This window comes from Pseudomonas sp. BO3-4 (genome assembly GCF_034044115.1).
GTDB lineage: Bacteria > Pseudomonadota > Gammaproteobacteria > Pseudomonadales > Pseudomonadaceae > Aquipseudomonas > Aquipseudomonas alloputida.
In genome coordinates this window covers 5,648,607-5,668,709 of sequence record NZ_CP139018.1, presented here as the reverse complement: position 1 = coordinate 5,668,709, position 20,103 = coordinate 5,648,607, and the positions used below count along the sequence as shown (strand labels likewise).

General features: G+C 61.1%; 20 protein-coding genes. 10 read left to right on the top strand and 10 right to left on the bottom strand.

Annotated features, from left to right (window positions below; genetic code table 11):
- The first annotated feature begins 394 nt into the window (after window positions 1-394).
- Both REH59_RS26000 and REH59_RS25995 read left to right on the top strand, forming a co-directional pair.
- Window positions 395-610 carry a DUF3077 domain-containing protein gene (locus REH59_RS26000; RefSeq protein WP_019438726.1) on the top strand — a complete coding sequence of 72 codons (216 nt, stop codon included), beginning with the start codon at window positions 395-397 and terminating at the stop codon, window positions 608-610.
- 284 nt (window positions 611-894) lie between these two features.
- Window positions 895-3,195 carry a YgiQ family radical SAM protein gene (locus REH59_RS25995; protein ID WP_014860422.1) on the top strand — a complete coding sequence of 767 codons (2,301 nt, stop codon included), beginning with the start codon at window positions 895-897 and terminating at the stop codon, window positions 3,193-3,195.
- 137 nt (window positions 3,196-3,332) lie between these two features.
- Here REH59_RS25995 and REH59_RS25990 read toward each other — a convergent pair whose 3' ends face one another.
- Window positions 3,333-3,920, bottom strand: a complete 588-nt coding sequence (locus tag REH59_RS25990) for a TIGR00730 family Rossman fold protein (RefSeq protein WP_014860423.1) — start codon at window positions 3,918-3,920, stop codon at window positions 3,333-3,335.
- A 350-nt stretch (window positions 3,921-4,270) separates the two neighbouring features.
- On the opposite strand from REH59_RS25990, the gene azu reads away from it, so the two are divergent.
- On the top strand, window positions 4,271-4,720 hold the full coding sequence (gene azu, locus REH59_RS25985) for an azurin (RefSeq protein WP_003249580.1): 450 nt from the start codon (window positions 4,271-4,273) through the stop codon (window positions 4,718-4,720).
- A 102-nt stretch (window positions 4,721-4,822) separates the two neighbouring features.
- Here the strand turns inward: azu and nadE are convergent, their stop codons facing one another.
- The gene (nadE, locus tag REH59_RS25980; protein ID WP_003249583.1) at window positions 4,823-5,650 is read right to left on the bottom strand and encodes an ammonia-dependent NAD(+) synthetase; all 828 of its coding nucleotides are present in this window, start codon (window positions 5,648-5,650) and stop codon (window positions 4,823-4,825) included.
- A gap of 3 nt (window positions 5,651-5,653) precedes the next feature.
- On the bottom strand, window positions 5,654-6,859 hold the full coding sequence (gene pncB, locus REH59_RS25975) for a nicotinate phosphoribosyltransferase (protein ID WP_012053848.1): 1,206 nt from the start codon (window positions 6,857-6,859) through the stop codon (window positions 5,654-5,656).
- A gap of 511 nt (window positions 6,860-7,370) precedes the next feature.
- On the opposite strand from pncB, the gene REH59_RS25970 reads away from it, so the two are divergent.
- The 5 genes from REH59_RS25970 (at window position 7,371) to REH59_RS25950 (ending at window position 12,465) form a co-directional block, all read left to right on the top strand.
- Window positions 7,371-8,507 carry a branched-chain amino acid ABC transporter substrate-binding protein gene (locus REH59_RS25970; protein WP_014860425.1) on the top strand — a complete coding sequence of 379 codons (1,137 nt, stop codon included), beginning with the start codon at window positions 7,371-7,373 and terminating at the stop codon, window positions 8,505-8,507.
- Between the two features lie 154 nt (window positions 8,508-8,661).
- On the top strand, window positions 8,662-9,576 hold the full coding sequence (locus REH59_RS25965; RefSeq protein WP_003249590.1) for an ABC transporter permease subunit: 915 nt from the start codon (window positions 8,662-8,664) through the stop codon (window positions 9,574-9,576).
- A 2-nt stretch (window positions 9,577-9,578) separates the two neighbouring features.
- Entirely contained in the window at window positions 9,579-10,880 is a 1,302-nt protein-coding gene (gene livM / locus REH59_RS25960; RefSeq protein ID WP_014860426.1) for a high-affinity branched-chain amino acid ABC transporter permease LivM, read from the top strand.
- Window positions 10,877-11,752: an ATP-binding cassette domain-containing protein gene (locus REH59_RS25955; RefSeq protein WP_014860427.1), complete on the top strand. Its 876-nt coding sequence runs from the start codon at window positions 10,877-10,879 to the stop codon at window positions 11,750-11,752. The genes livM and REH59_RS25955 overlap by 4 nt, the downstream gene beginning before the upstream one ends.
- The gene (locus tag REH59_RS25950; protein WP_003249595.1) at window positions 11,749-12,465 is read left to right on the top strand and encodes an ABC transporter ATP-binding protein; all 717 of its coding nucleotides are present in this window, start codon (window positions 11,749-11,751) and stop codon (window positions 12,463-12,465) included. The genes REH59_RS25955 and REH59_RS25950 overlap by 4 nt, the downstream gene beginning before the upstream one ends.
- Here the strand turns inward: REH59_RS25950 and REH59_RS25945 are convergent.
- Entirely contained in the window at window positions 12,425-13,033 is a 609-nt protein-coding gene (locus REH59_RS25945) for a hypothetical protein (protein WP_135007155.1), read from the bottom strand. The genes REH59_RS25950 and REH59_RS25945 overlap by 41 nt on opposite strands.
- Before the next feature lie 25 nt (window positions 13,034-13,058).
- Here REH59_RS25945 and REH59_RS25940 point away from each other — a divergent pair, with 25 nt between their 5' ends.
- The gene (locus REH59_RS25940; protein ID WP_003249597.1) at window positions 13,059-13,823 is read left to right on the top strand and encodes an SDR family oxidoreductase; all 765 of its coding nucleotides are present in this window, start codon (window positions 13,059-13,061) and stop codon (window positions 13,821-13,823) included.
- A 49-nt stretch (window positions 13,824-13,872) separates the two neighbouring features.
- Here REH59_RS25940 and REH59_RS25935 read toward each other — a convergent pair whose 3' ends face one another.
- From REH59_RS25935 to REH59_RS25920, 4 genes are all read right to left on the bottom strand, one after another.
- Entirely contained in the window at window positions 13,873-14,121 is a 249-nt protein-coding gene (locus REH59_RS25935) for a hypothetical protein (protein WP_010955465.1), read from the bottom strand.
- 105 nt (window positions 14,122-14,226) lie between these two features.
- Entirely contained in the window at window positions 14,227-15,327 is a 1,101-nt protein-coding gene (locus REH59_RS25930; RefSeq protein ID WP_014860428.1) for an AGE family epimerase/isomerase, read from the bottom strand.
- A 52-nt stretch (window positions 15,328-15,379) separates the two neighbouring features.
- Window positions 15,380-16,015 carry a TetR family transcriptional regulator gene (locus REH59_RS25925; protein ID WP_003249603.1) on the bottom strand — a complete coding sequence of 212 codons (636 nt, stop codon included), beginning with the start codon at window positions 16,013-16,015 and terminating at the stop codon, window positions 15,380-15,382.
- Window positions 16,016-16,137: 122 nt separating this feature from the next.
- Complete coding sequence (locus tag REH59_RS25920) at window positions 16,138-16,635, bottom strand: phage infection protein (protein ID WP_265536559.1); 498 nt, start codon at window positions 16,633-16,635, stop codon at window positions 16,138-16,140.
- Window positions 16,636-16,975: 340 nt separating this feature from the next.
- On the opposite strand from REH59_RS25920, the gene REH59_RS25915 reads away from it, so the two are divergent.
- Window positions 16,976-19,042, top strand: a complete 2,067-nt coding sequence (locus REH59_RS25915; RefSeq protein WP_265536558.1) for an AsmA family protein — start codon at window positions 16,976-16,978, stop codon at window positions 19,040-19,042.
- A 38-nt stretch (window positions 19,043-19,080) separates the two neighbouring features.
- Here REH59_RS25915 and REH59_RS25910 read toward each other — a convergent pair whose 3' ends face one another.
- Window positions 19,081-19,611: a ferritin-like domain-containing protein gene (locus tag REH59_RS25910; protein ID WP_004576962.1), complete on the bottom strand. Its 531-nt coding sequence runs from the start codon at window positions 19,609-19,611 to the stop codon at window positions 19,081-19,083.
- Between the two features lie 43 nt (window positions 19,612-19,654).
- Window positions 19,655-19,996 (bottom strand): osmotically-inducible lipoprotein OsmE, encoded by a 342-nt coding sequence (gene osmE / locus REH59_RS25905; protein ID WP_004576961.1) that lies wholly within the window; start codon window positions 19,994-19,996, stop codon window positions 19,655-19,657.
- Between the last annotated feature and the right edge of the window lie 107 nt (window positions 19,997-20,103).

Below are 20,103 nucleotides of genomic sequence, written 5' to 3'. Positions count from 1 at the left end.
TCTTCTCGGGATTTGTTGAGGAAAGTTAATGTAGGATTTTTTACTAAGACTAGAAGGTTGATTCCTACAATTCTTAATAGATAAAGAAAAAAGCACCAATAATTAGCTGGTTAGCACTTTCTCAGGGTTGGATAGGCTAAACATTCAGTAAAAATCTGAAGGAATTGCGATCGCTCAGCAGGGGGCGCGATCGCCATCGGTCTAAGCAGGCTCAGGTTTTCCTGTGAGTAATCGCCTTGCCCCGATCCACCCCACGATCCCCCTTTTCTTGAAGACAACCCGATGCAGGGGCAGGGGCCTGCTGTAAGGCTTCGTTGATTGCCTGGGCTGGCCCTTTCGCGGGTGAACCCGCTCCTACAGGTTCACCATAGGCTTCAAGAGTTGCACCGTACCTGTGGGAGCGGGTTTACCCCACCCGTTGTTCCGCATCGAGCCCGGGATCCAGTGTAGAGACGCCCGCGAGCAGTCTTCGGAGTTGATGGGCTATGTGCGCGAACTGACCATCACCGGGTTGATGGATGAGAAGCCGATGATGATCTGGGCTGCCCATTACCTGAGTGCGATGGCCAAGGCGCTGATGGATGATGCTGAGCTGTGGATGAGGCAGTGAGGGGTTGGCTTCAGGTTGCATGAAGGCCGCCAGGAGTTCGCCGCAACAGTTTCAGCGCCTATGAGATCGAGCGCCGCCCGCGCGGCGCTTGATCTCACAGGCGCTGCAAGGATTCTGTCGAACACCTGGCAACCCCACTACACCCCTCAACCCAACCACCTGCCACGTCCATCCCCCAACCGTCGCCCCGCCCACCAATCCCCACGAATCCAGTCGGATTTGGTCAAAATTTGTGCTATATTCCGCGCCCGCGATTTCCCTGCACACCAGAACCGGTCACTGACATGCAAGCAGCCAAACCACTCTACGACTATCCCAAGTACTGGGCCGAATGCTTCGGGCCAGCACCTTTCCTGCCAATGAGCAGGGAGGAGATGGATCTGCTCGGCTGGGATTCCTGCGACATCATCATCGTGACCGGTGATGCCTACGTCGACCATCCGTCGTTCGGCATGGCCATCATTGGCCGTCTGCTGGAGGCCCAGGGCTTCCGCGTGGGCATCATCGCCCAGCCGAACTGGCAATCGAAAGACGACTTCATGAAGCTCGGCGAACCGAACCTGTTCTTCGGCGTGGCCGCCGGTAACATGGACTCGATGATCAACCGCTACACCGCGGACAAGAAGATCCGTTCCGACGATGCCTACACCCCGGGTGGTCTGGCCGGCAGCCGTCCGGACCGTGCCAGCCTGGTGTACAGCCAGCGCTGCAAGGAGGCCTACAAGCATGTGCCGATCGTGCTCGGCGGCATCGAGGCTTCGCTGCGCCGCATCGCCCACTACGACTACTGGCAGGACAAGGTTCGTCACTCGATCCTGATCGACGCCAGCGCGGACATCCTGCTGTTCGGCAACGCCGAGCGTGCGGTGGTCGAGGTGGCCCAGCGCCTGTCCAACGGTGAGAAGATCGAGACCATCACCGACGTACGCGGCACCGCCTTCGTGCGCCGCGATACCCCGCAGGGCTGGTACGAGATCGACTCCACCCGTATCGACCGCCCGGGGCGCGTCGACAAGATCATCAACCCGTACGTGAACACCCAGGACACCCAGGCCTGCGCCATCGAACAGGCCAAGGGCGACCAGGAAGACCCGAACGAAGCCAAGGTGGTGCAGATTCTCGACAGCCCGGCCGTGACCCGGGAAAAGTCGGTGATCCGCCTGCCATCGTTCGAAAAGGTGCGTAACGACCCGGTGCTCTATGCCCATGCCAACCGCGTGCTGCACCTGGAGACCAACCCAGGCAACGCTCGCGCGCTGGTGCAGAAGCACGGCGAAGTGGATGTGTGGTTCAACCCGCCACCCATCCCCATGAGCACCGAGGAAATGGACTACGTGTTCGGCATGCCTTACGCCCGTGTGCCGCACCCGGCCTATGGCAAGGAGCGCATCCCGGCCTACGAGATGATCCGTTTCTCGGTGAACATCATGCGCGGCTGCTTCGGTGGCTGTACCTTCTGCTCGATCACCGAACACGAAGGCCGCATCATCCAGAACCGCTCGCACGAGTCGATCCTGCACGAAATCGAAGAGATGCGTGACAAGGTGCCGGGCTTCACTGGCGTGGTCTCGGACCTTGGCGGGCCGACTGCCAACATGTACCGCATCGCCTGCAAAAGCCCCGAGATCGAGAAGCACTGCCGCAAGCCGTCGTGCGTGTTCCCGGGTATCTGCGAAAACCTCAATACCGACCACAGCTCGTTGATCGAGCTGTACCGCAAGGCCCGTGCCTTGCCGGGGGTGAAAAAGATCCTGATTGCTTCCGGCCTGCGCTACGACCTGGCGGTGGAATCGCCGGAGTACGTCAAGGAACTGGTCACCCACCACGTTGGCGGCTACCTGAAGATTGCCCCGGAGCACACCGAGCGTGGCCCGCTGGACAAGATGATGAAGCCGGGTATCGGCACCTATGACCGCTTCAAGCGCATGTTCGAGAAATTCTCGAAAGAAGCGGGCAAGGAGCAGTACCTGATCCCGTACTTCATTGCCGCGCACCCCGGTACCACCGACGAAGACATGATGAACCTGGCCCTGTGGCTGAAGGGCAATGGCTTCCGTGCCGACCAGGTACAGGCGTTCTACCCGTCGCCAATGGCTTCGGCTACGGCCATGTACCACTCAGGCAAGAACCCGCTGCGCAAGGTGACCTACAAGAGCGAAGGGGTGGAGATCGTCAAGAGCGACGAGCAACGCCGTCTGCACAAGGCGTTCTTGCGCTATCACGACCCGAAGGGCTGGCCGATGCTGCGTGAAGCGCTGCAGCGTATGGGTCGCGCCGACCTGATCGGGCCGGGCAAGCACCAGCTGATTCCGGCGCACCAGCCGCAGACCGACAGCTACCAGAGCGCGCGCCGCAAGAACTCGACCCCGGCGGGGAGCCACAAGGTGGGCAAGGACCAGAAGATCCTGACCCAGCACACCGGCCTGCCGCCGCGTGGCAGCGATGGCAGCAAGCCGTGGGACAAGCGCGAGAAGGCCAAGGCCGAAGCGTTTGCGCGTAACCAGCAGGCGGCCAAGGAGCGCAAAGAGGCGAGCAAGGGCGGCAAGGGCAACAAGAAGCCGCGTCCGCCTGTCATTCCGCGTTAACTGATCGACTATTGGGGCTGCTTTGCAGCCCATCGCGACACAAGGCCGCTCCCATATTGATCGGCTGTACGCAGTGCTTTTGTGGGAGCGGCCTTGTGTCGCGAAAGGACCGCGAAGCGGTCCCAAAAGTCTCAGCTTCAATCAGGCTGCTTGTCGACCCACTTAGGCGCGACCGGCGCCACAAAGCTGTCCATCCCGTCCAGCAGCTCGTCCGGCTGCTGCCCCAGCAGTAACATCGCCCGGTGTTGCGGGCGCACGAAGCCTTCTTCGACGATATGGTCGAGGAACCCGCCCAGCTTGTCGTAGAAACCGTTCACATCCATTAGCCCGAGTGGCTTGGCGTGATAGCCCAGTTGCCCCCAGGTCCACACTTCGAACAGTTCCTCCAGCGTACCCAGCCCTCCCGGCAAGGCAATGAAGGCATCGCTCAGCTCGGCCATGCGGGCCTTGCGTGCATGCATACCATCCACCACTTCCAGGCGGGTCAGGCCTTTGTGGCCGACTTCAGCGTCCAGCAGGCTCTGCGGAATGATCCCGACCACTTCGCCGCCGGCCGCCATGGCCGCGTCGGCCACCACGCCCATCAAGCCGACCGCGCCACCGCCATACACCAGGGTCAAGCCACGGCGGGCAATGGCCTGGCCTAGCGCGACGGCTGCTTCACGGTAGGCAGGGTTGGCGCCCATGCTGGCGCCGCAGAACACACAAACGGAACGTACGGGCATTGCTCATCTCCTGTCACTCAGGCGCACAGGGTACGGCGCATGCCCGTCGCTTCCAAGGCCGGGTTCATTCTGGTCGGGAGAATTCGCAGATGGCTCCTGTGGCGCCGTGGGCGTAGGCGGCGAGCAGGCTATTGAGGAAGTTGGAGATGGGCATTTGGTATTGCTCCTAAATGAGAGGTTGTCCCATCGTCTAATAAAAGGGCATGATGTGCCCTTAGATTGGTTGTATACAATCCATTGAACAATTCTACTGGCTGACCGCTTGACACCCCCCTTGACCCATATCAGCAAGGGGCTGAACGGTTTCAGGCAGTCTCGCAATTGATAAAACCCTGCCAAGGAGATTCATGATGTTTGCGAAAGCTGTAGCGGTATCCCTGCTGACCCTCGCCAGCGCTTCTGTCTTCGCCGCCGAGTGCTCGGTCACTGTCGACTCGACTGACCAGATGTCCTACACCAGCAAGGAATTCACTGTCGACAAGAGCTGCAAGGAATTCACCGTCAAACTGACCCACTCTGGCAACCTGCCGAAGAACGTCATGGGCCACAACCTGGTGATCAGCAAGACTGCCGACATGCAGGCCATTGCCACCGAAGGCATGAGCCAGGGTCTGGATAAGGACTACCTGAAGGCTGACAACGCCGCGATCATCGCCCACACCAAGATGATCGGCGCGCCTGAGAAAGAAACCGAAGTGAAGTTCGACACTTCCAAGCTGGAAGCCGGTGGTGACTACAGCTTCTTCTGCACCTTCCCGGGCCACATCTCGATGATGAAAGGCAAGGTCATCGTCAAGTAATCAAAGGCTGACGGCGAACCCTGTAGGAGCGGGTTCACCCGCGAATGCGTCGGTGGGTTCACCCTCGTATTCGCGGGTGAACCCGCTCCTGCAGGCCACTTATCAAGGAGCGAACGGCAGTTCGCGCTTGTGCTGGGTCTTGCGGTAGGTGGCGACGATGATGTCGAACGCTGCCTGGTCAACCGGCTGCCCATGCAGGAAGGCATCGATCTGCGCGTAGGTCACGCCATGTGACGCCTCGTCCGGCTTGCCCGGCTCCAGGTCTTCCAGGTCGGCCGTTGGCACCTTTTCCACCAGTGACTCCGGCGCACCGAAGCTGCGCGCAATCGCCCGCACCTGATTCTTCACCAGCCCACTCAACGGCGCCAGGTCGCAGGCACCATCACCAAACTTGGTAAAGAAGCCCATCACCGCCTCGGCGGCGTGGTCGGTTCCGATCACCAGACCTGCGCGGGCGCCAGCGATGGTGTACTGGGCGACCATTCGGGTACGTGCCTTGACGTTGCCAACCACGAAGTCCACCAACGTCGGCGAGCCATTCTTCAACGCCGCCACTTCAGCTGCCAATGCACGCACTGCCGGGGCGATATCCACCGTGTGAACTTCATCTGCCTTGATCACATCCAGGCATGCCTGGGCGTCATGCTCGTCATGCTGTACCTGGTACGGCAGGCGCACGGCAATGAAGGTGTAGGCCTTGTCGCCGGTCTCGGCGCGCAGCTCGTTGATGGCGCGCTGGGCGAGCAGGGCGGCAGTCAGTGAGTCGACGCCACCGCTGATGCCCAGCACCAAGGTCTTGAGTCGAGCATTGGCCAGACAGTCCTTGATGAACGCCACCCGTCGGGCGACTTCGGCCTCGAGCGCTGCCGCGTCGGCGAACGGCGGCTGTACCTTCAGCGCCTGGGCAATCTCTTGCTGAACCGCTTGCATGGGTTACTCCTTGCTGGGGACTTTGAATACGTGACGCATGTAGGCGACGAAGTTCTCGTCGCGGCACTGGGTCTTGGCGGCTTCGTCAGAGATCTTGGCCACCGGCGCGCCGTTGCAGTCGGTCATTTTAAGCACGATGCTCATGGGTGCCACACCAGGGATGTCGCAGGTCAAGTTGGTGCCGATGCCAAAGCTGACGTTGATGCGGCCGCGCAGGGCGCGGAAAATTTCCAGCGAGCGGGTCAGGTTGAGGCCGTCGGAAAACACCAGGGTCTTGGTCATCGGGTCGATACCCAGTTTCTGGTAATGGGCAATGGCCTTTTCCGCCCAGGCTACCGGCTCGCCCGAATCATGGCGCAGGCCGTCGAACAGCTTGGCGAAGTACAGGTCGAAATCGCCGAGGAAGGCATCCATGGTGATGCAGTCGGTCAGGGCGATGCCGAGCAAGCCGCGGTACTCGCGTACCCAGCAGTCCAGCGCGGCGATCTGGCTGTCGATCAGCCGGGGGCCAAGCTGCTGGTGGGCCATGATCCACTCGTGGGCCATGGTGCCCAGCGGTTTGATATCCAGTTTCCATGCCAGGTCGACGTTGCTGGTGCCGACAAAACGGCCGGGGAAGTCGTCGCGCAGCACCCTTACCACTTCCTCCTGCACGCGGCTGGAAAAGCGCCGGCGGGTGCCGAAGTCGGCCACCTGCAGTTCGGCCAGCTCGTCGTCGCTGGCATGTGCACGCAGCCAGTCAAACTTGCGGTACAACTGATCCCGCGCCTCGGCCAGGCGCATGTGCGGGTGCAGATTGCGGTTGCGTACTTCGCTGATGATGGCCAGCAGCGGCACTTCGAACAGGATCACATGCAGCCACGGACCTTTCAGGCGCAGGAACAGCTGGTCGTTTTCGATGCCGACGTGCACGTAGCGCAGGTTGAAGCGGAACAGTCGCAGAAAGCGTAAAAAGTCGGGCTTGAGGAAGCTGATGCGTTCGAGGAAGGCCAGCTGGCCATCGTCCAGGGTGAGGTCGCCAAGCCGCTCGAGCTGATTGCGAATTTCGCCGAGGTAGGGGCGCAGATCCTCACCGTTGCGGCAGCGGAATTCCCATTCGACGTCGGCGTCCGGGTAGTTGTGCAGCACTCCCTGCATCATGGTGAGTTTGTAGAAGTCGGTGTCGAGCAAGTTGTGCACGATGCGCTCGGCGAATGCGCTTTCGCTCATCAAGGGGGCTCCGGAAGCGGCGATTGGCGGCCATTGTGCCAGCCTTTTACCCCTTGTGTGGCTGTTCCGGCCTCTTCATGGCAAGCCCGCCCCTACACGGTGCGGGGACTTGTTCCTATTTTAGGCGCGGGCGTGCCCGCGAAGAGGCCGAAACAGCCAAAACAGAGGTGTTTTTCCGTGCACCAGCTAGCCTTGAAACGGTGCCGCCTGTAGCAGTCGCGCACCAGCGGTGTGCAGTTCGGTGACGTCCGCTGTTACAGGGCGGTTGCACGTAAACACTTGCCAGGGTTGCAATGATGGCACTCGACGGTTGCTCCTTGTCTGTACGTGTGGTGGCGCCTGCCGCGTGGCAGACGGTTGCACGCTCAATAAAGAAAAGGCCGCCCGTCGCCTACAGGCACCCTGCACAGTGTGTTTTCCCGGAAGACAAAACCGATGGCACGGCCCTTGCTCTGAGCACAGGGCTGAGTAGTTGTAGTGCCAACCAAAAAAACTCTAGGAGCACCACCTCATGTCGCAGACGTTTTACAAGAAAGGTTTCCTGGCTCTGGCCGTAGCTACGGCGCTGGGTGTTTCTTCGTATGTTCAGGCCGACGTCAAGATCGGTGTAGCGGGCCCAATGACCGGTGCCAACGCAGCGTTTGGCGAGCAGTACATGAAAGGTGCGCAGGCAGCGGCCGACAAGATCAACGCCGCCGGTGGCGTGAATGGCGAGAAAATCGTCCTGGTCAAAGGCGATGACGCCTGTGAGCCTAAGCAAGCCGTGGCCGTGGCCAACCGACTGGTCGACCAGGACAAGGTGATCGGCGTAGTGGGCCACTTCTGTTCCTCCAACACGATCCCGGCGTCCGAGGTATATGACGAGGCGGGCGTGATCGCCATCACCCCAGGCTCCACCAACCCAGCGGTCACGGAGCGCGGCCTGAGCGCCATGTTCCGCATGTGCGGCCGTGACGACCAGCAGGGTATCGTCGCTGGCGACTACATCGTCGACGTGCTCAAGGGCAAGAAGGTCGCGGTGTTGCACGACAAGGACACCTACGGCCAAGGCCTGGCTGACGCGACCAAGGCTCAGCTGAAGAAACGCGGCGTGGAGCCTGTGCTGTACGAAGGCCTCACCCGGGGCGAGAAAGACTTCAGCGCTGTGGTCACCAAGATCCGCTCTACCGGTGCCGACGTGGTCTATTTCGGCGGCCTGCACCCGGAAGCCGGCCCGCTGGTACGCCAGCTGCGCGAGCAGGGCCTGAAGGACGTCAAGTTCATGTCCGATGATGGCATCGTCACCGACGAACTGGTGTCTACCGCCGGCGGCGCGCAATACGTTGACGGCGTGTACATGACTTTCGGTGCCGACCCGCGCCTGCTGCCAGACAGCAAGGCGGTGGTGGAGGAGTTCCGCAAGGCTGGCACCGAACCTGAGGGCTACACCCTGTACGCCTACGCTTCGCTGCAGGCTCTGGCTGCCGCGTTCAATGGCGCGAAGTCGAACAAGGGCGAAGACGCTGCCAAGTGGCTCAAGGCCAACCCGGTGCAGACCGTCATGGGTGAGAAGAAGTGGGACAGCAAGGGCGACCTGACCGTGTCCGACTACGTGGTCTACCAGTGGGACAAGACCGGTAAATACCACCAGCTGGAAAAACAAAAATAACAACGGCCCGCGGCCCGGGCGGTTGCTCGGGCCCAAGCCCCGCGGTACCTGTCTTTATTCGTAGATCTGCACAGTTCTGCGCTGCGAGGGCCCCGCACAGGTGGCCCGCGCCGTGGTCGGCGCTCGTGCAATCTCAATCAGGTGAGATTGCGTTATGGATGGTATTTTCCTGCAGCAACTGGTCAACGGCCTGACCCTCGGGTCGGTCTATGGCCTGATCGCCATCGGCTACACAATGGTCTATGGCATTATCGGCATGATCAACTTCGCGCACGGCGAGGTGTACATGATCTCCGCTTACCTCGCGGCGATCAGCCTGGCATTGCTGGCTTACTTCGGTGTCGAATCGTTCCCCCTGCTGATGCTGGGCACTTTGTTGTTCACCATCGTCGTCACCGGCGTTTATGGTTTCACCATCGAGCGCATCGCCTACAAACCGCTGCGTAACTCCACCCGCCTGGCACCGCTGATCAGTGCCATCGGCATTTCGCTGATCCTGCAGAACTACGCACAGATCAGCCAGGGCGCCCGCCAGCAAGGCGTGCCAACCCTGCTGGAAGGCGCCATGCGTGTCGAAGTCGGGTCCGGCTTCGTGCAACTGACGTATACCAAGATCTTCATCCTGGTGGCGGCCTTTGTCGGCATGGGCCTGCTGACCTACGTGATCAAGTACACCAAGCTCGGCCGCATGTGCCGTGCTACCCAGCAAGACCGCAAGATGGCCTCGATCCTGGGTATCAACACCGACCGGGTGATTTCCTACGTGTTCGTCATCGGTGCGGTGATGGCCGCCCTGGCCGGCGTGCTCATCACCATGAACTACGGCACCTTCGACTTCTACGCCGGCTTCATCATCGGTATCAAGGCGTTCACTGCTGCTGTGCTCGGTGGCATCGGCTCGCTGCCTGGCGCGATGCTCGGCGGGATCATCCTGGGTATTTCCGAGTCGCTGTTCTCCGGCCTGATCAACTCCGACTACAAGGACGTGTTCAGCTTCTCGCTGCTGGTGATGATCCTTATCTTCCGCCCACAAGGCCTGCTGGGTCGCCCGCTCGTGGCTAAGGTGTGAACATGTCCGTTGCCAAAACTGCCTCTCTTAGCGAAACCAAGGGTTTCGACCTTAAACGCAGCCTGCTGGAGACCATTGTCGCTGGCCTGCTGGCACTTATCGTGTTTGGTCCGGTCGTTGGTGTGGTGCTCGACGGCTACACCTTCAATGCCGAGCCGCGCCGCGTGGCCTGGCTGGTCGGCGGTGTGATGGTGGGGCGCTTCCTGCTCAGCCTGTTCCTGCAGACTGCCCCTGGGCTGCGCATGCTCCAGGGCTTCGACAGCGGGGGATCGGGCGTGCATGTGAGCGCCCCGGACTACAAGTCACGCCTGCGCTATATCATCCCCGCGCTGATCGTGATTGCCATCGTCTTCCCGATCTTCGCCAACAAGTACCTGCTGACCGTGGTCATCCTCGGCCTGATCTACGTATTGCTGGGCCTTGGCCTGAACATCGTGGTCGGCCTGGCCGGCCTGCTCGACCTGGGTTACGTGGCGTTCTATGCCATCGGTGCCTACGGCCTGGCGCTGGGTTATCAATACCTGGGGCTGGGCTTCTGGAGCGTGCTGCCGCTGGCGGCCATCGCTGCGGCGCTGGCGGGGTGCATCCTCGGCTTCCCGGTGTTGCGCATGCACGGTGACTACCTGGCGATCGTGACGCTGGGCTTTGGCGAGATCATCCGCCTGGTGCTGAACAACTGGCTATCGTTCACCGGTGGCCCCAACGGCATGCCGGCACCTTCACCCACCTTCTTCGGCCTTGAGTTCGGCCGCCGGGCCAAGGATGGCGGGGTGCCGATCCACGAGTTCTTCGGCTTCGAGTACAACGCCAGCCTCAAGTTCGTGTTCATCTATGCGGTGCTGTTCATGGTCGTGCTGGCGGTGCTGTACATCAAGCACCGCCTGACCCGCATGCCGGTCGGCCGGGCCTGGGAAGCGCTGCGCGAAGACGAGATCGCTTGCCGTTCGATGGGCCTGAACCACGTATTGGTCAAGCTCTCGGCGTTTACCCTTGGCGCCTCTACCGCCGGCCTGGCCGGGGTGTTCTTTGCCACCTACCAGGGTTTCGTCAACCCGTCCTCATTCACCTTCTTCGAGTCGGCGTTGATCCTCGCCATTGTCGTACTGGGGGGTATGGGCTCGACCGTGGGCGTGGTCATTGCGGCGTTCGTGCTGACCGTGGCGCCAGAGCTGCTGCGCAGCTTCTCCGAATACCGGGTGCTGCTGTTCGGCGTGCTGATGGTGCTGATGATGATCTGGCGACCGCGTGGGCTGATCCGCATCAGCCGTACCGGTGTGACCCCGCGTAAAGGAGTGGCGCCATGAGCGACGATATCATTCTCTCGGTCGACAACCTGATGATGCAGTTCGGTGGCATCAAGGCGCTCAGCGACGTCAGCCTGAAGGTCCGGCGCAACCAGATCTTTGCCCTGATCGGCCCCAACGGCGCCGGCAAGACCACGGTGTTCAACTGCCTGACCGGCTTTTACAAGGCCAGTGGCGGACGTATCGAACTGAACGTGCGCGGCAGCCACACCAACGTCATCCAGCTGCTAGGCGAACGCTTCCAGGCGGCCGACTTCGTGTCGCCTGGGCGCTTTGCCAACCGTATGTACTACAAGATGTTCGGCGGTACCCACTTGGTCAATCGCGCCGGTTTGGCGCGCACCTTCCAGAACATTCGCCTGTTCAAGGAAATGTCGGTGGTGGAGAACCTGCTGGTGGCCCAGCACATGTGGGTCAACCGCAACTTGCTGGCCGGGGTGCTCAATACCAAGGCCTACCGCAAGGCCGAAAGCGATGCGCTGGACCACGCCTTCTACTGGCTGGAAGTGGTCGACCTGGTCGATTGTGCCAACCGCTTGGCCGGCGAACTGTCGTACGGCCAGCAGCGCCGCCTGGAAATTGCCCGGGCCATGTGCACGCGGCCGAAGATCATCTGCCTGGACGAACCGGCGGCGGGCCTGAACCCGCAGGAAACCGAAGCACTCAGCCGCATGATCCGTGTGCTGCGTGACGAGCACGACATCACTGTGGTGCTGATCGAGCACGACATGGGCATGGTCATGAGCATCTCCGACCATATCGTGGTGCTGGACCACGGCAATGTGATTGCCGAAGGTGCGCCGCAGGACATCCGCCACAACCCGACGGTGATTGCCGCCTACCTGGGTGCAGACGAAGAGGAACTGGTATGAGTGCACCCATTCTCGAGCTGAAAGACCTGGACGTGTTCTATGGGCCGATCCAGGCACTGAAGAAAGTCTCGATGCACATCAACGAGGGCGAGACGGTAAGCCTGATCGGCGCCAACGGTGCCGGCAAGTCGACCCTGCTGATGTCGATTTTCGGCCAGCCGCGGGCGGCATCCGGGCATATCGTGTACCGCGGCACCGATATCACCCGCAAATCCTCGCACTACATCGCCTCCAACGGCATTGCCCAGTCGCCGGAGGGGCGCCGGGTGTTTCCCGACATGACCGTCGAGGAAAACCTGATGATGGGGACAATCCCCATCGGCGACAAGCATGCCGACGAAGACATGCAGCGCATGTACGAGCTGTTCCCGCGGTTGAAGGAGCGGCGTAACCAGCGGGCCATGACCATGTCGGGTGGCGAGCAGCAAATGCTGGCGATTGCCCGGGCGCTGATGAGCCGGCCGAAGTTGCTGCTGCTGGACGAGCCCTCGTTGGGGCTGGCGCCGATCGTGGTCAAGCAGATTTTCTCGACCCTGCGAGAACTGGCCAAGACCGGGATGACCATCTTCCTCGTGGAACAGAACGCCAACCATGCGCTGAAACTGTCGGACCGGGCCTATGTGATGGTCAACGGGCAGATTCGCATGACCGGGACCGGGCAGGAACTGTTGGTCAATGAGGAAGTGCGTAGCGCTTATCTGGGCGGGCACTGAGTTGTATGCAGGGGCTGCAATGCAGCCCCCTTCTCAATGTGGAAAACTTGTCGTTCCCTTCTCCCGAAACACACCCATATTCCTTCGCAAGCCATTGTTTCCACAGGCCAACTCTTTTCCACGGATAGTGTGGAGCCGCCTGTGGAAAACATGGTGGCATATCGCTCAAGCCCTTGAGTATCAAGCCCTGTAGCGATTTGATCATTTTTTGTTCATATCCCCGTTGTGGATGATTTCCCCAAGCTTTCAAAATCTCTGCATGCACTTGAAGTGTTGCGATAATCCTGTGGATAACTCTGTGTAAAAACCTTGGACAGACCGCTGCAGGCGGCATGTTTGAAAGCCTTGCGCCATCACCGCCAAGATATCCACCGACCACAATCCGCTGAAAGGGTTCCGTGCGGTGGACAAGTTGCCCCCAATCCGTGGGGAAAGCCTTGTGGATAACATGCGTATACCTGGCGGCGAGCCCTCTGCCGCAAGGGTTTGCAGAATATGAACAAAAAATGAACAGCCCCTGAACGGCTTGCTGCCAAGGCCAGGCGCGGGCATGCTGCAAAGCTGCCATGACAACCTACCGTGAGGAACACAGCATGACGTCCACCGTATTCATCACTGGCGCGACTTCCGGTTTTGGCGAGGCCACTGCCCGCCGCTTCGCAGAAGCCGGCTGGAAGCTGGTACTCACTGGGCGCCGCAAAGAGCGCCTGGACGCCCTGTGCGCTGAACTGTCGGCCAAGACCGAAGTGCATGGCCTGGTGCTGGACGTGCGTGACCGCAAAGCCATGGAGCAGGCTATTGCCAATCTGCCGGCCGGCTTTGAAAAAATTCGCGGTCTGGTCAACAACGCCGGCTTGGCGCTGGGTGTGGATGCTGCGCAGAACTGCAGCCTGGACGACTGGGAAACCATGGTCGACACCAACATCAAGGGCCTGATGTACACCACTCGCCTGCTGCTGCCACGGCTCATCGCCCATGGCCGCGGCGCGTCGATCCTGAACGTCGGGTCGGTGGCGGGCAACTACCCGTACCCGGGCAGCAACGTGTATGGCGGCACCAAGGCCTTCGTCGGCCAGTTCTCGCTGAGCCTGCGTTGCGACCTGCGCGGTACCGGTGTGCGTGTGAGCAACATCGAGCCGGGTCTGTGCGAGAGCGAGTTCTCGCTGGTGCGCTTCGGGGGTGACCAGGCCAAGTACGATGCTACCTACGCGGGTGCGGAGCCGATCCAGCCACAGGATATTGCCGAGACCATCTTCTGGATCCTCAACCAGCCGGCGCACATCAATATCAACAGCCTGGAACTGATGCCGGTGAGCCAGGACTGGGCAGGGTTCTCGATCGACCGATCAAAAGGCTAAGCATACGCCGCGAACCGGAAGGACCCGGTTCGCGAAACAACCGCATCGCTCAGTTGATATAGCTAAAGCCGGTTCTGCCTTCAGGGATGATGCCTAACGCTTGAAGGACATCGTTGATCGCGTCATGCCGGCCCATGTCCTCGGCCGTTGCTTCGCAATTGATGACACGGCGCAGGCTTAGCAGGTAGCTGAGTTTGCCATGGGAGTGCTCGTCATAGCGGTGGCCGTGATCGATTATCTTCTGTGCCGCTCGGTTGATCTGCTCTTCGACAAATGCCTTGAAGGCTTCTGCTTCCATGTTGGTTACTCCTGAACGTTCGAGAAAGGAGCACCAACATAGGCGTGGGGAGATGCTTCCGGCAGAGGGAAACGCTCACCCCTGACAGGTTCGTTGTATGGACAGTCAGAAATTCGCCTGATTCAGCCCTTCCAGGCAGGTAGCCAAGTGATAAGGCGTGGTCGATGGCATGTCATCCCTGCTCACCGCGCCGTCACCCCCTCGGCACTCATACCAGCCGGCGTCACGCAGGAACCGCGCTGAAAGGGCGCCCAACTGCCCCGCGAGCTTTGCTTCACTGCCTTCACGCAATGTAAGCGCCCGCAGGTACTCGGCCTGCGCCCAGATACGCTGGGAGGCATCAAGCACCCGGCCATCCACATTCAGCATGGCCAGTACGGCCCCATCCTTCACCCCGAATTGCTCGGCAAAGCCGAAGGCCCGGTCTATCGACGCATGCAGCGGCGTGTCACGCAGCAGCGGGGAGGTATGCAGCAGATAGAACCACTCGAACTGGTGCCCAGGCTCGAACCAGTTATCCACAGCCCCGTGTGGCTTTTCCAGCATCAGGCCATGGGCCGGTTCAATGAAATGCGCCTCGAGCGCCTGACACAATTGCAGCAGCGACTGGCGGACATGTTCGTCGCCACGCACTGCCAGTACTTGCAGGAACGCTTCGGCCAGGTGCATCTGCGGGTTCTGCAGCGGGCCACTGCCGAGGTCGGCCCAGTCTTCGCCCAGGCAGGCTTCGTACAGGCCATCGTCACGGGCAAACTGCTGGTCGATGATGTCCAGCGCGGCATTCAACGTGGACTCCACCAGGCTTTCGCGCACTTTGCCCCAGTAGTGCGCGCAGGCGAACACGATGAAGGCGTGGGTATACAGGTCCTTACGCCGGTCCAGCGGCTTGCCTTGGGCGTCGATGCTGTAGAACCAGCCACCGTGCTCGGCATCGTGGAAGTGCTTTTGCAGCGAGCGAAACAGGGCTGCGGCACGCTCCGCAGCGCCCGGTTGCCCGATACGGCTGCTGAACACATACAGCTGGCGTGCACAGGCCATGGCCCGGTAGCGCTGCACCGGCAACGGATGGTGCTGGGCGTCCAGCGCTTCGTAGGGCAGAGCCATGTCGGCGTTCCAGCCCGGGCCTTGCCACAGCGGCACGATGTGTTCGGCGAAGTGCTGGTTGAAGCGGGCCAGTTCGGGCAGGGTGGGGCGGGGGTCGGACATTTCGGCGCTCGTCGCTGTCGGGCAGGGCGCCATGGTAGCAGAAGTGGGGTTTTCAGTAGCCTGGGTTGCCGAGCCCCTGCCAATGCCGCGCCCCGACAAAGATGAAGCGCAACTGCTGGGTGATCTTTTCCTGGGGCGTCAGGGCCTGTGGATAACCCGCTTCCGGGTTGTCGATAAGCTCGGGCAGGGTGGCGAACACGGTCTTCACCACCAGGTCGGCCATCACCGCAAGTGCGGCGCTGTCCAGGTGTTGCCAGCGCTTCATCCGTGCAAGGTCGGTGGCAAGGTCGTCGCTGATATCCTGGCGCAGGCGGGCAATGGCCTGGCGCACGGCCTGCGCACCGCCATATTGCTCGCGGGCCAGGAACAGGAACTGCGCGCGGTGGGCGGCGACCACGTCGAGGAAGATGCGCACCGAGGCGTCGGTGATGCCGCCCAGTTCGAATTCGTTCTGGCGCACCAGGCGGATGGTCTGGCGGAAGGTGGTGTCGATTTCGGCGACAAGGGCCAGGCCCAGAGCGTCCATGTCGGAGAAATGCCGATAGAAGCCGGTCGGCACGATGCCAGCTGTCTTCGCCACTTCGCGCAGGCTGATACTGCCGAAACCACGGCCACTCTCCATGAGCAGGCAGGCGGCATCGAGCAGGGCCTGGCGGGTCTGTAGCTTCTGTTCGGCGCGCGGCAGCATGGTGCGGGCTTCTGTAACGGTCAGGCTGGGCACTCTAGATAAAAAAACAAAGCCCGGTCAATGGACCGGGCCTGGAGGGGAGCAAGCGTTGTGACAGAAGTTGTTCTTTTCGGCCATGGCGATCAGCTCACACGGCTGAGTTCAACCAGGCGATCGGAGCCACCTTCAGCGACACGGCCAGCTTGTTCGATCAGACGATCGGAGCCGCCTTCAGCAACACGGCCAGAACGTTCGATCAGGCGATCGGAGCCACCTTCGGCAACGCGGCCAGAACGTTCGATCAGGCGATCGGAGCCACCTTCGGCAACACGGCCAGAACGTTCGATCAGGCGATCGGAGCCACCTTCGGCAACACGGCCAGAACGTTCGATCAGGCGATCAGCGCCACCTTCGGCAACACGGCCGGAACGTTCGATCAGGCGATCGGAGCCACCTTCGGCAACACGGCCAGAACGTTCGATCAGGCGATCGGAGCCGCCTTCAGCGACGGTTTTCAGCGGCTGGGCGATTTCGGCAGCGCTGGAGCGCGCTTCGGACGTCAGGTGTTGCTCGGACGCCGGCAGGGCGAAAGCGTTGGCGGCCAGAAGGGACAGGGTCAGGGTCAGCAGATGGCGTTTCATGATTTCGGTGCTCCTCTCGGGGGCTGGAAAGTGGGTACGAAGCCAATGCTACGCCGCGTAACGCCAGAGAGAAGTTCATATGGGTAATGGTAACAATCGACCATATTGATAGAGGTTTTCAGGGCGTCTATTCCGGCCATTGCAGCCATGCAGGCAACCCCCTGGCCCGGTTGGGGGTGGGTAACATGTGCAGTCTGGTAAGACAAATATCTGAGCAAGAGGCCAGGAAAAACTTCGCTATCATGGCGCCATCGATAAAACCTCACGGGTTTTCATCAGTCGGAGTTATTGAGGCCATCGCTGCGCCTGTTTTCTGTCATGCCGCAAGGAGAATTACGCAATGATGCGTCCCGCCAGAATCCTCGTCTGGACCCTCGCCAGCCTGCTTACCGTGCTGGCGATCCTGGTGGTAGTAATTGCCACCTTCGACTGGAACCGCGTCAAGCCACTGCTCAATGAGAAGGTCTCCGAAGCCTTGCATCGGCCCTTTGCGATCAACGGCAACCTCGCTGTGCACTGGCGTACCGAGCCCGAAGAGGGCGGTTGGCGTGCCTGGGTGCCTTGGCCGCACTTCATTGCCGAAGACCTGACGCTGGGCAACCCCGAGTGGCTCAAGGAGCCGAAGATGGTCGGCCTTGAGCGCGTGGAGTTTCGCCTGGCGCCGCTACCGCTGGTGTTCCAGCAGATCAGCATACCCCGCATCAACCTCACCAAGCCCACTGCCAGCCTCACTCGCCTGGCCGATGGCCGCGCCAACTGGGTCTTCGACTTCGGCCCCAAGGATGAAAACGCTGAACCTTCCAACTGGCAGCTGGACATCGGCGCCATCGGCTTTGACCAAGGCAACGTCAGCTTCGACGACCAGACCCTCAAAACCAGCATGAAGGTGCAGATTGACCCGCTTGGCAAGCCAATCCCGTTCAGTGAGATTGTCGGCAAGGCCAGCGCCGAGAAGGCCGGCGGTGCGCAGGACTATGCCTTCGGCCTCAAGGCCCAGGGCCGCTACAAAGGCCAGCCAGTGTCCGGCACCGGCAAGATCGGCGGCCTGCTGGCCCTGCAGGACGCCAGCCAGCCGTTCCCGCTGCAGGCCGACGTGCGCATCGCCGACACCCATGTGGTGCTCGCCGGCACCCTCACCGACCCGCGCAACCTTGGTGCCCTCGACCTGCGCCTGCGTTTGTCGGGTGCCAGCCTGGGCAACCTCTACCCATTGACCGGCGTCACCTTGCCTGACACCCCGGCCTATTCCACCGACGGCCGCCTAAGCGCCAACCTGCAGGCGGCGCAAGGGGCGTCGTTCAATTACCAGGGCTTCAACGGCAAGATCGGCGACAGCGATATCCATGGGGACCTGGCCTTCGTTGCCAGCCAGCCACGGCCCAGACTGTCCGGCAACCTGGTATCGAACCAGTTGCTGTTCAAGGACCTGGCGCCGCTGATCGGTGCCGACTCCAATGCCGAACAGAAGGCCCGCGGCGGTGCCAGCAAGCAGCCTGCAGGCAAGGTGCTGCCAGTGGAGGCGTTTCGCACCGAGCGTTGGCGGGCAATGGACGCTGATGTCACCTTTGCTGGCAAGCGCATCGTGCACAGCGCGCAACTGCCGTTCACTGACCTGTCGGCCCATGTGGTGCTCGAAGACGGCCTGTTACGCCTGGAGCCCCTGCGCTTTGGCGTGGCCGGCGGCAGCCTGGCCTCCAACATCCGCCTGGACGGGCGCAGCGTGCCCTTGCAGGGGCGCGCGACGTTGACTGCGCGTGGCTTCAAGCTCAAGCAACTGTTCCCTACCTTCGCGCCAATGCAGACCAGCTTTGGTGAGCTCAATGGCGACGCCGACATCAGCGGCCGTGGCAACTCGGTAGCCGCCTTGCTGGGTACAGCCAATGGCGACTTGCGCATGCTGATCAACGATGGCGCCATCAGCCGCAGCCTGATGGAAATTGCCGGCTTGAACGTGGGCAACTATGTGGTCGGCAAACTGTTTGGTGATGAGGACGTGAAGATCAACTGTGCGGCGGCCGATGTGGGCATCAAGGATGGCCTGGCGACTACGCGGCTGTTTATCTTCGATACAGAGAACGCGATCATCTACATCGACGGCACGGCGAATTTCGCTTCCGAGCAACTGGATTTGAACATCACCCCGGAATCGAAAGGGCTGCGGTTGTTCTCGTTGCGTTCACCCCTGTATGTGCGCGGACCGTTTGCCAAACCGAACGCCGGTGTGCAGGCATTGCCGCTGGCGTTGCGTGGCGCAGGCATGGTTGCGCTGGGTGTGGTGGCTGGGCCGGCGGCGGGGTTGCTGGCGCTGATTGCGCCCAGCAGCGGGGATGACCCGAACCAGTGCACACCGTTGTTGCAGCAGATGAAGGCAGGCAAGGCGCCGGCAGCGGTGAAAGCGCGGAAATAGCAAGGGGCCGCAAAGCGGCCCCATGAGGGTGTCAGAAATCAAAGGCCTTGCAACAGGTCAGACATATCGTCCGCGTGCTCTTCTTCCTGCGCCAGGATGTCTTCGAAGATACGACGGGTAGTCGGGTCTTTATCCCCGATGTACTGAATGATCTCGCGGTAGCTGTCGATGGCAATCCGCTCTGCCACCAGGTCTTCCAGCACCATCTCTTTCAACGAATTGCCAGCCACGTACTGGGCATGCGAGTGCTTGGTCAGGTTGTCGGGGTTGAAGTCCGGCTCCCCGCCCAGTTGCACGATGCGTTCGGCCAGCTTGTCGGCATGTTCGGCTTCCTGGTTGGCATGTTCCAGAAACTCCTCGGCAGCCACACTGGCTTTGATGCCGCTGGCCATGAAGTAATGGCGCTTGTAGCGAAGAACACAGACCAGCTCGGTGGCCAGCGATTCATTAAGCAGGCGCAGGATCTGCTCACGGTCAGCGTGGTAACCCTCGGTCACCGCGCCCTGCTCCACATGCTGGCGTGCACGCTCGCGCAGGGTCTTCACATCGGTCAGTTCAACATTGCTCATGGGTTATCTCCAGCAGGGGTCAGGGTCAGGTTGGGGCGCAGGCTTACGCGCCATGCAGGGCGTCACTGTCCTCTTGGCGTTGCTTGCAGGTCTTGAAGCCTTTGGCATCGACATGGCCGGTGGCGTCGAAGCGCACGTAATAGGGCTGCTGCTTGCCGTCGCGGTTAAGGATGTAGTCGTTGCAGGTACCCCCATGCGGCAGGTCGATCACGTTCGACGGGCTGCCGCCAATGGCGATGACCTTCTGCATGGTCATACCGTTCTCCACCTGCTTGACCAGCGGCTCATCGCGGTAGGTGACGTAATCCACCGGGTTTTCCGGGCGGCTGCCGCAGGCGGCCAGAGTGGCGCTTGCCAGAAGGATTGCCAGGGTCTGCTTGTACATGGTCCCGCTCCTTGCAAAGGGTCTGTGTGGTTTTGAACCACAGCGCGCGCCAGGAGTTCGATTGCGATGGTCATGATGGCCGCTGTAGTGTTGGCCCGTCGTACACG

Excerpts from the sequence above, each read along its gene's own strand:
- REH59_RS25910 (WP_004576962.1), bottom strand. The coding sequence starts at position 19,611 with ATGAGCAATGTTGAACTGACCGATGTGAAGACCCTGCGCGAGCGTGCA.
- REH59_RS25955 (WP_014860427.1), top strand. The coding sequence starts at position 10,877 with ATGAGCGACGATATCATTCTCTCGGTCGACAACCTGATGATGCAGTTC.
- nadE (WP_003249583.1), bottom strand. The coding sequence starts at position 5,650 with ATGCAAGCGGTTCAGCAAGAGATTGCCCAGGCGCTGAAGGTACAGCCG.
- REH59_RS25935 (WP_010955465.1), bottom strand. The coding sequence starts at position 14,121 with ATGGAAGCAGAAGCCTTCAAGGCATTTGTCGAAGAGCAGATCAACCGA.
- REH59_RS25915 (WP_265536558.1), top strand. The coding sequence starts at position 16,976 with ATGATGCGTCCCGCCAGAATCCTCGTCTGGACCCTCGCCAGCCTGCTT.
- REH59_RS25995 (WP_014860422.1), top strand. The coding sequence starts at position 895 with ATGCAAGCAGCCAAACCACTCTACGACTATCCCAAGTACTGGGCCGAA.
- REH59_RS25970 (WP_014860425.1), top strand. The coding sequence starts at position 7,371 with ATGTCGCAGACGTTTTACAAGAAAGGTTTCCTGGCTCTGGCCGTAGCT.
- REH59_RS25930 (WP_014860428.1), bottom strand. The coding sequence starts at position 15,327 with ATGTCCGACCCCCGCCCCACCCTGCCCGAACTGGCCCGCTTCAACCAG.
- REH59_RS25990 (WP_014860423.1), bottom strand. The coding sequence starts at position 3,920 with ATGCCCGTACGTTCCGTTTGTGTGTTCTGCGGCGCCAGCATGGGCGCC.
- azu (WP_003249580.1), top strand. The coding sequence starts at position 4,271 with ATGTTTGCGAAAGCTGTAGCGGTATCCCTGCTGACCCTCGCCAGCGCT.
- REH59_RS25950 (WP_003249595.1), top strand. The coding sequence starts at position 11,749 with ATGAGTGCACCCATTCTCGAGCTGAAAGACCTGGACGTGTTCTATGGG.
- REH59_RS25940 (WP_003249597.1), top strand. The coding sequence starts at position 13,059 with ATGACGTCCACCGTATTCATCACTGGCGCGACTTCCGGTTTTGGCGAG.
- REH59_RS25920 (WP_265536559.1), bottom strand. The coding sequence starts at position 16,635 with ATGAAACGCCATCTGCTGACCCTGACCCTGTCCCTTCTGGCCGCCAAC.
- REH59_RS25925 (WP_003249603.1), bottom strand. The coding sequence starts at position 16,015 with ATGCTGCCGCGCGCCGAACAGAAGCTACAGACCCGCCAGGCCCTGCTC.
- osmE (WP_004576961.1), bottom strand. The coding sequence starts at position 19,996 with ATGTACAAGCAGACCCTGGCAATCCTTCTGGCAAGCGCCACTCTGGCC.
- REH59_RS25945 (WP_135007155.1), bottom strand. The coding sequence starts at position 13,033 with ATGGCAGCTTTGCAGCATGCCCGCGCCTGGCCTTGGCAGCAAGCCGTT.
- REH59_RS25965 (WP_003249590.1), top strand. The coding sequence starts at position 8,662 with ATGGATGGTATTTTCCTGCAGCAACTGGTCAACGGCCTGACCCTCGGG.
- livM (WP_014860426.1), top strand. The coding sequence starts at position 9,579 with ATGTCCGTTGCCAAAACTGCCTCTCTTAGCGAAACCAAGGGTTTCGAC.
- pncB (WP_012053848.1), bottom strand. The coding sequence starts at position 6,859 with ATGAGCGAAAGCGCATTCGCCGAGCGCATCGTGCACAACTTGCTCGAC.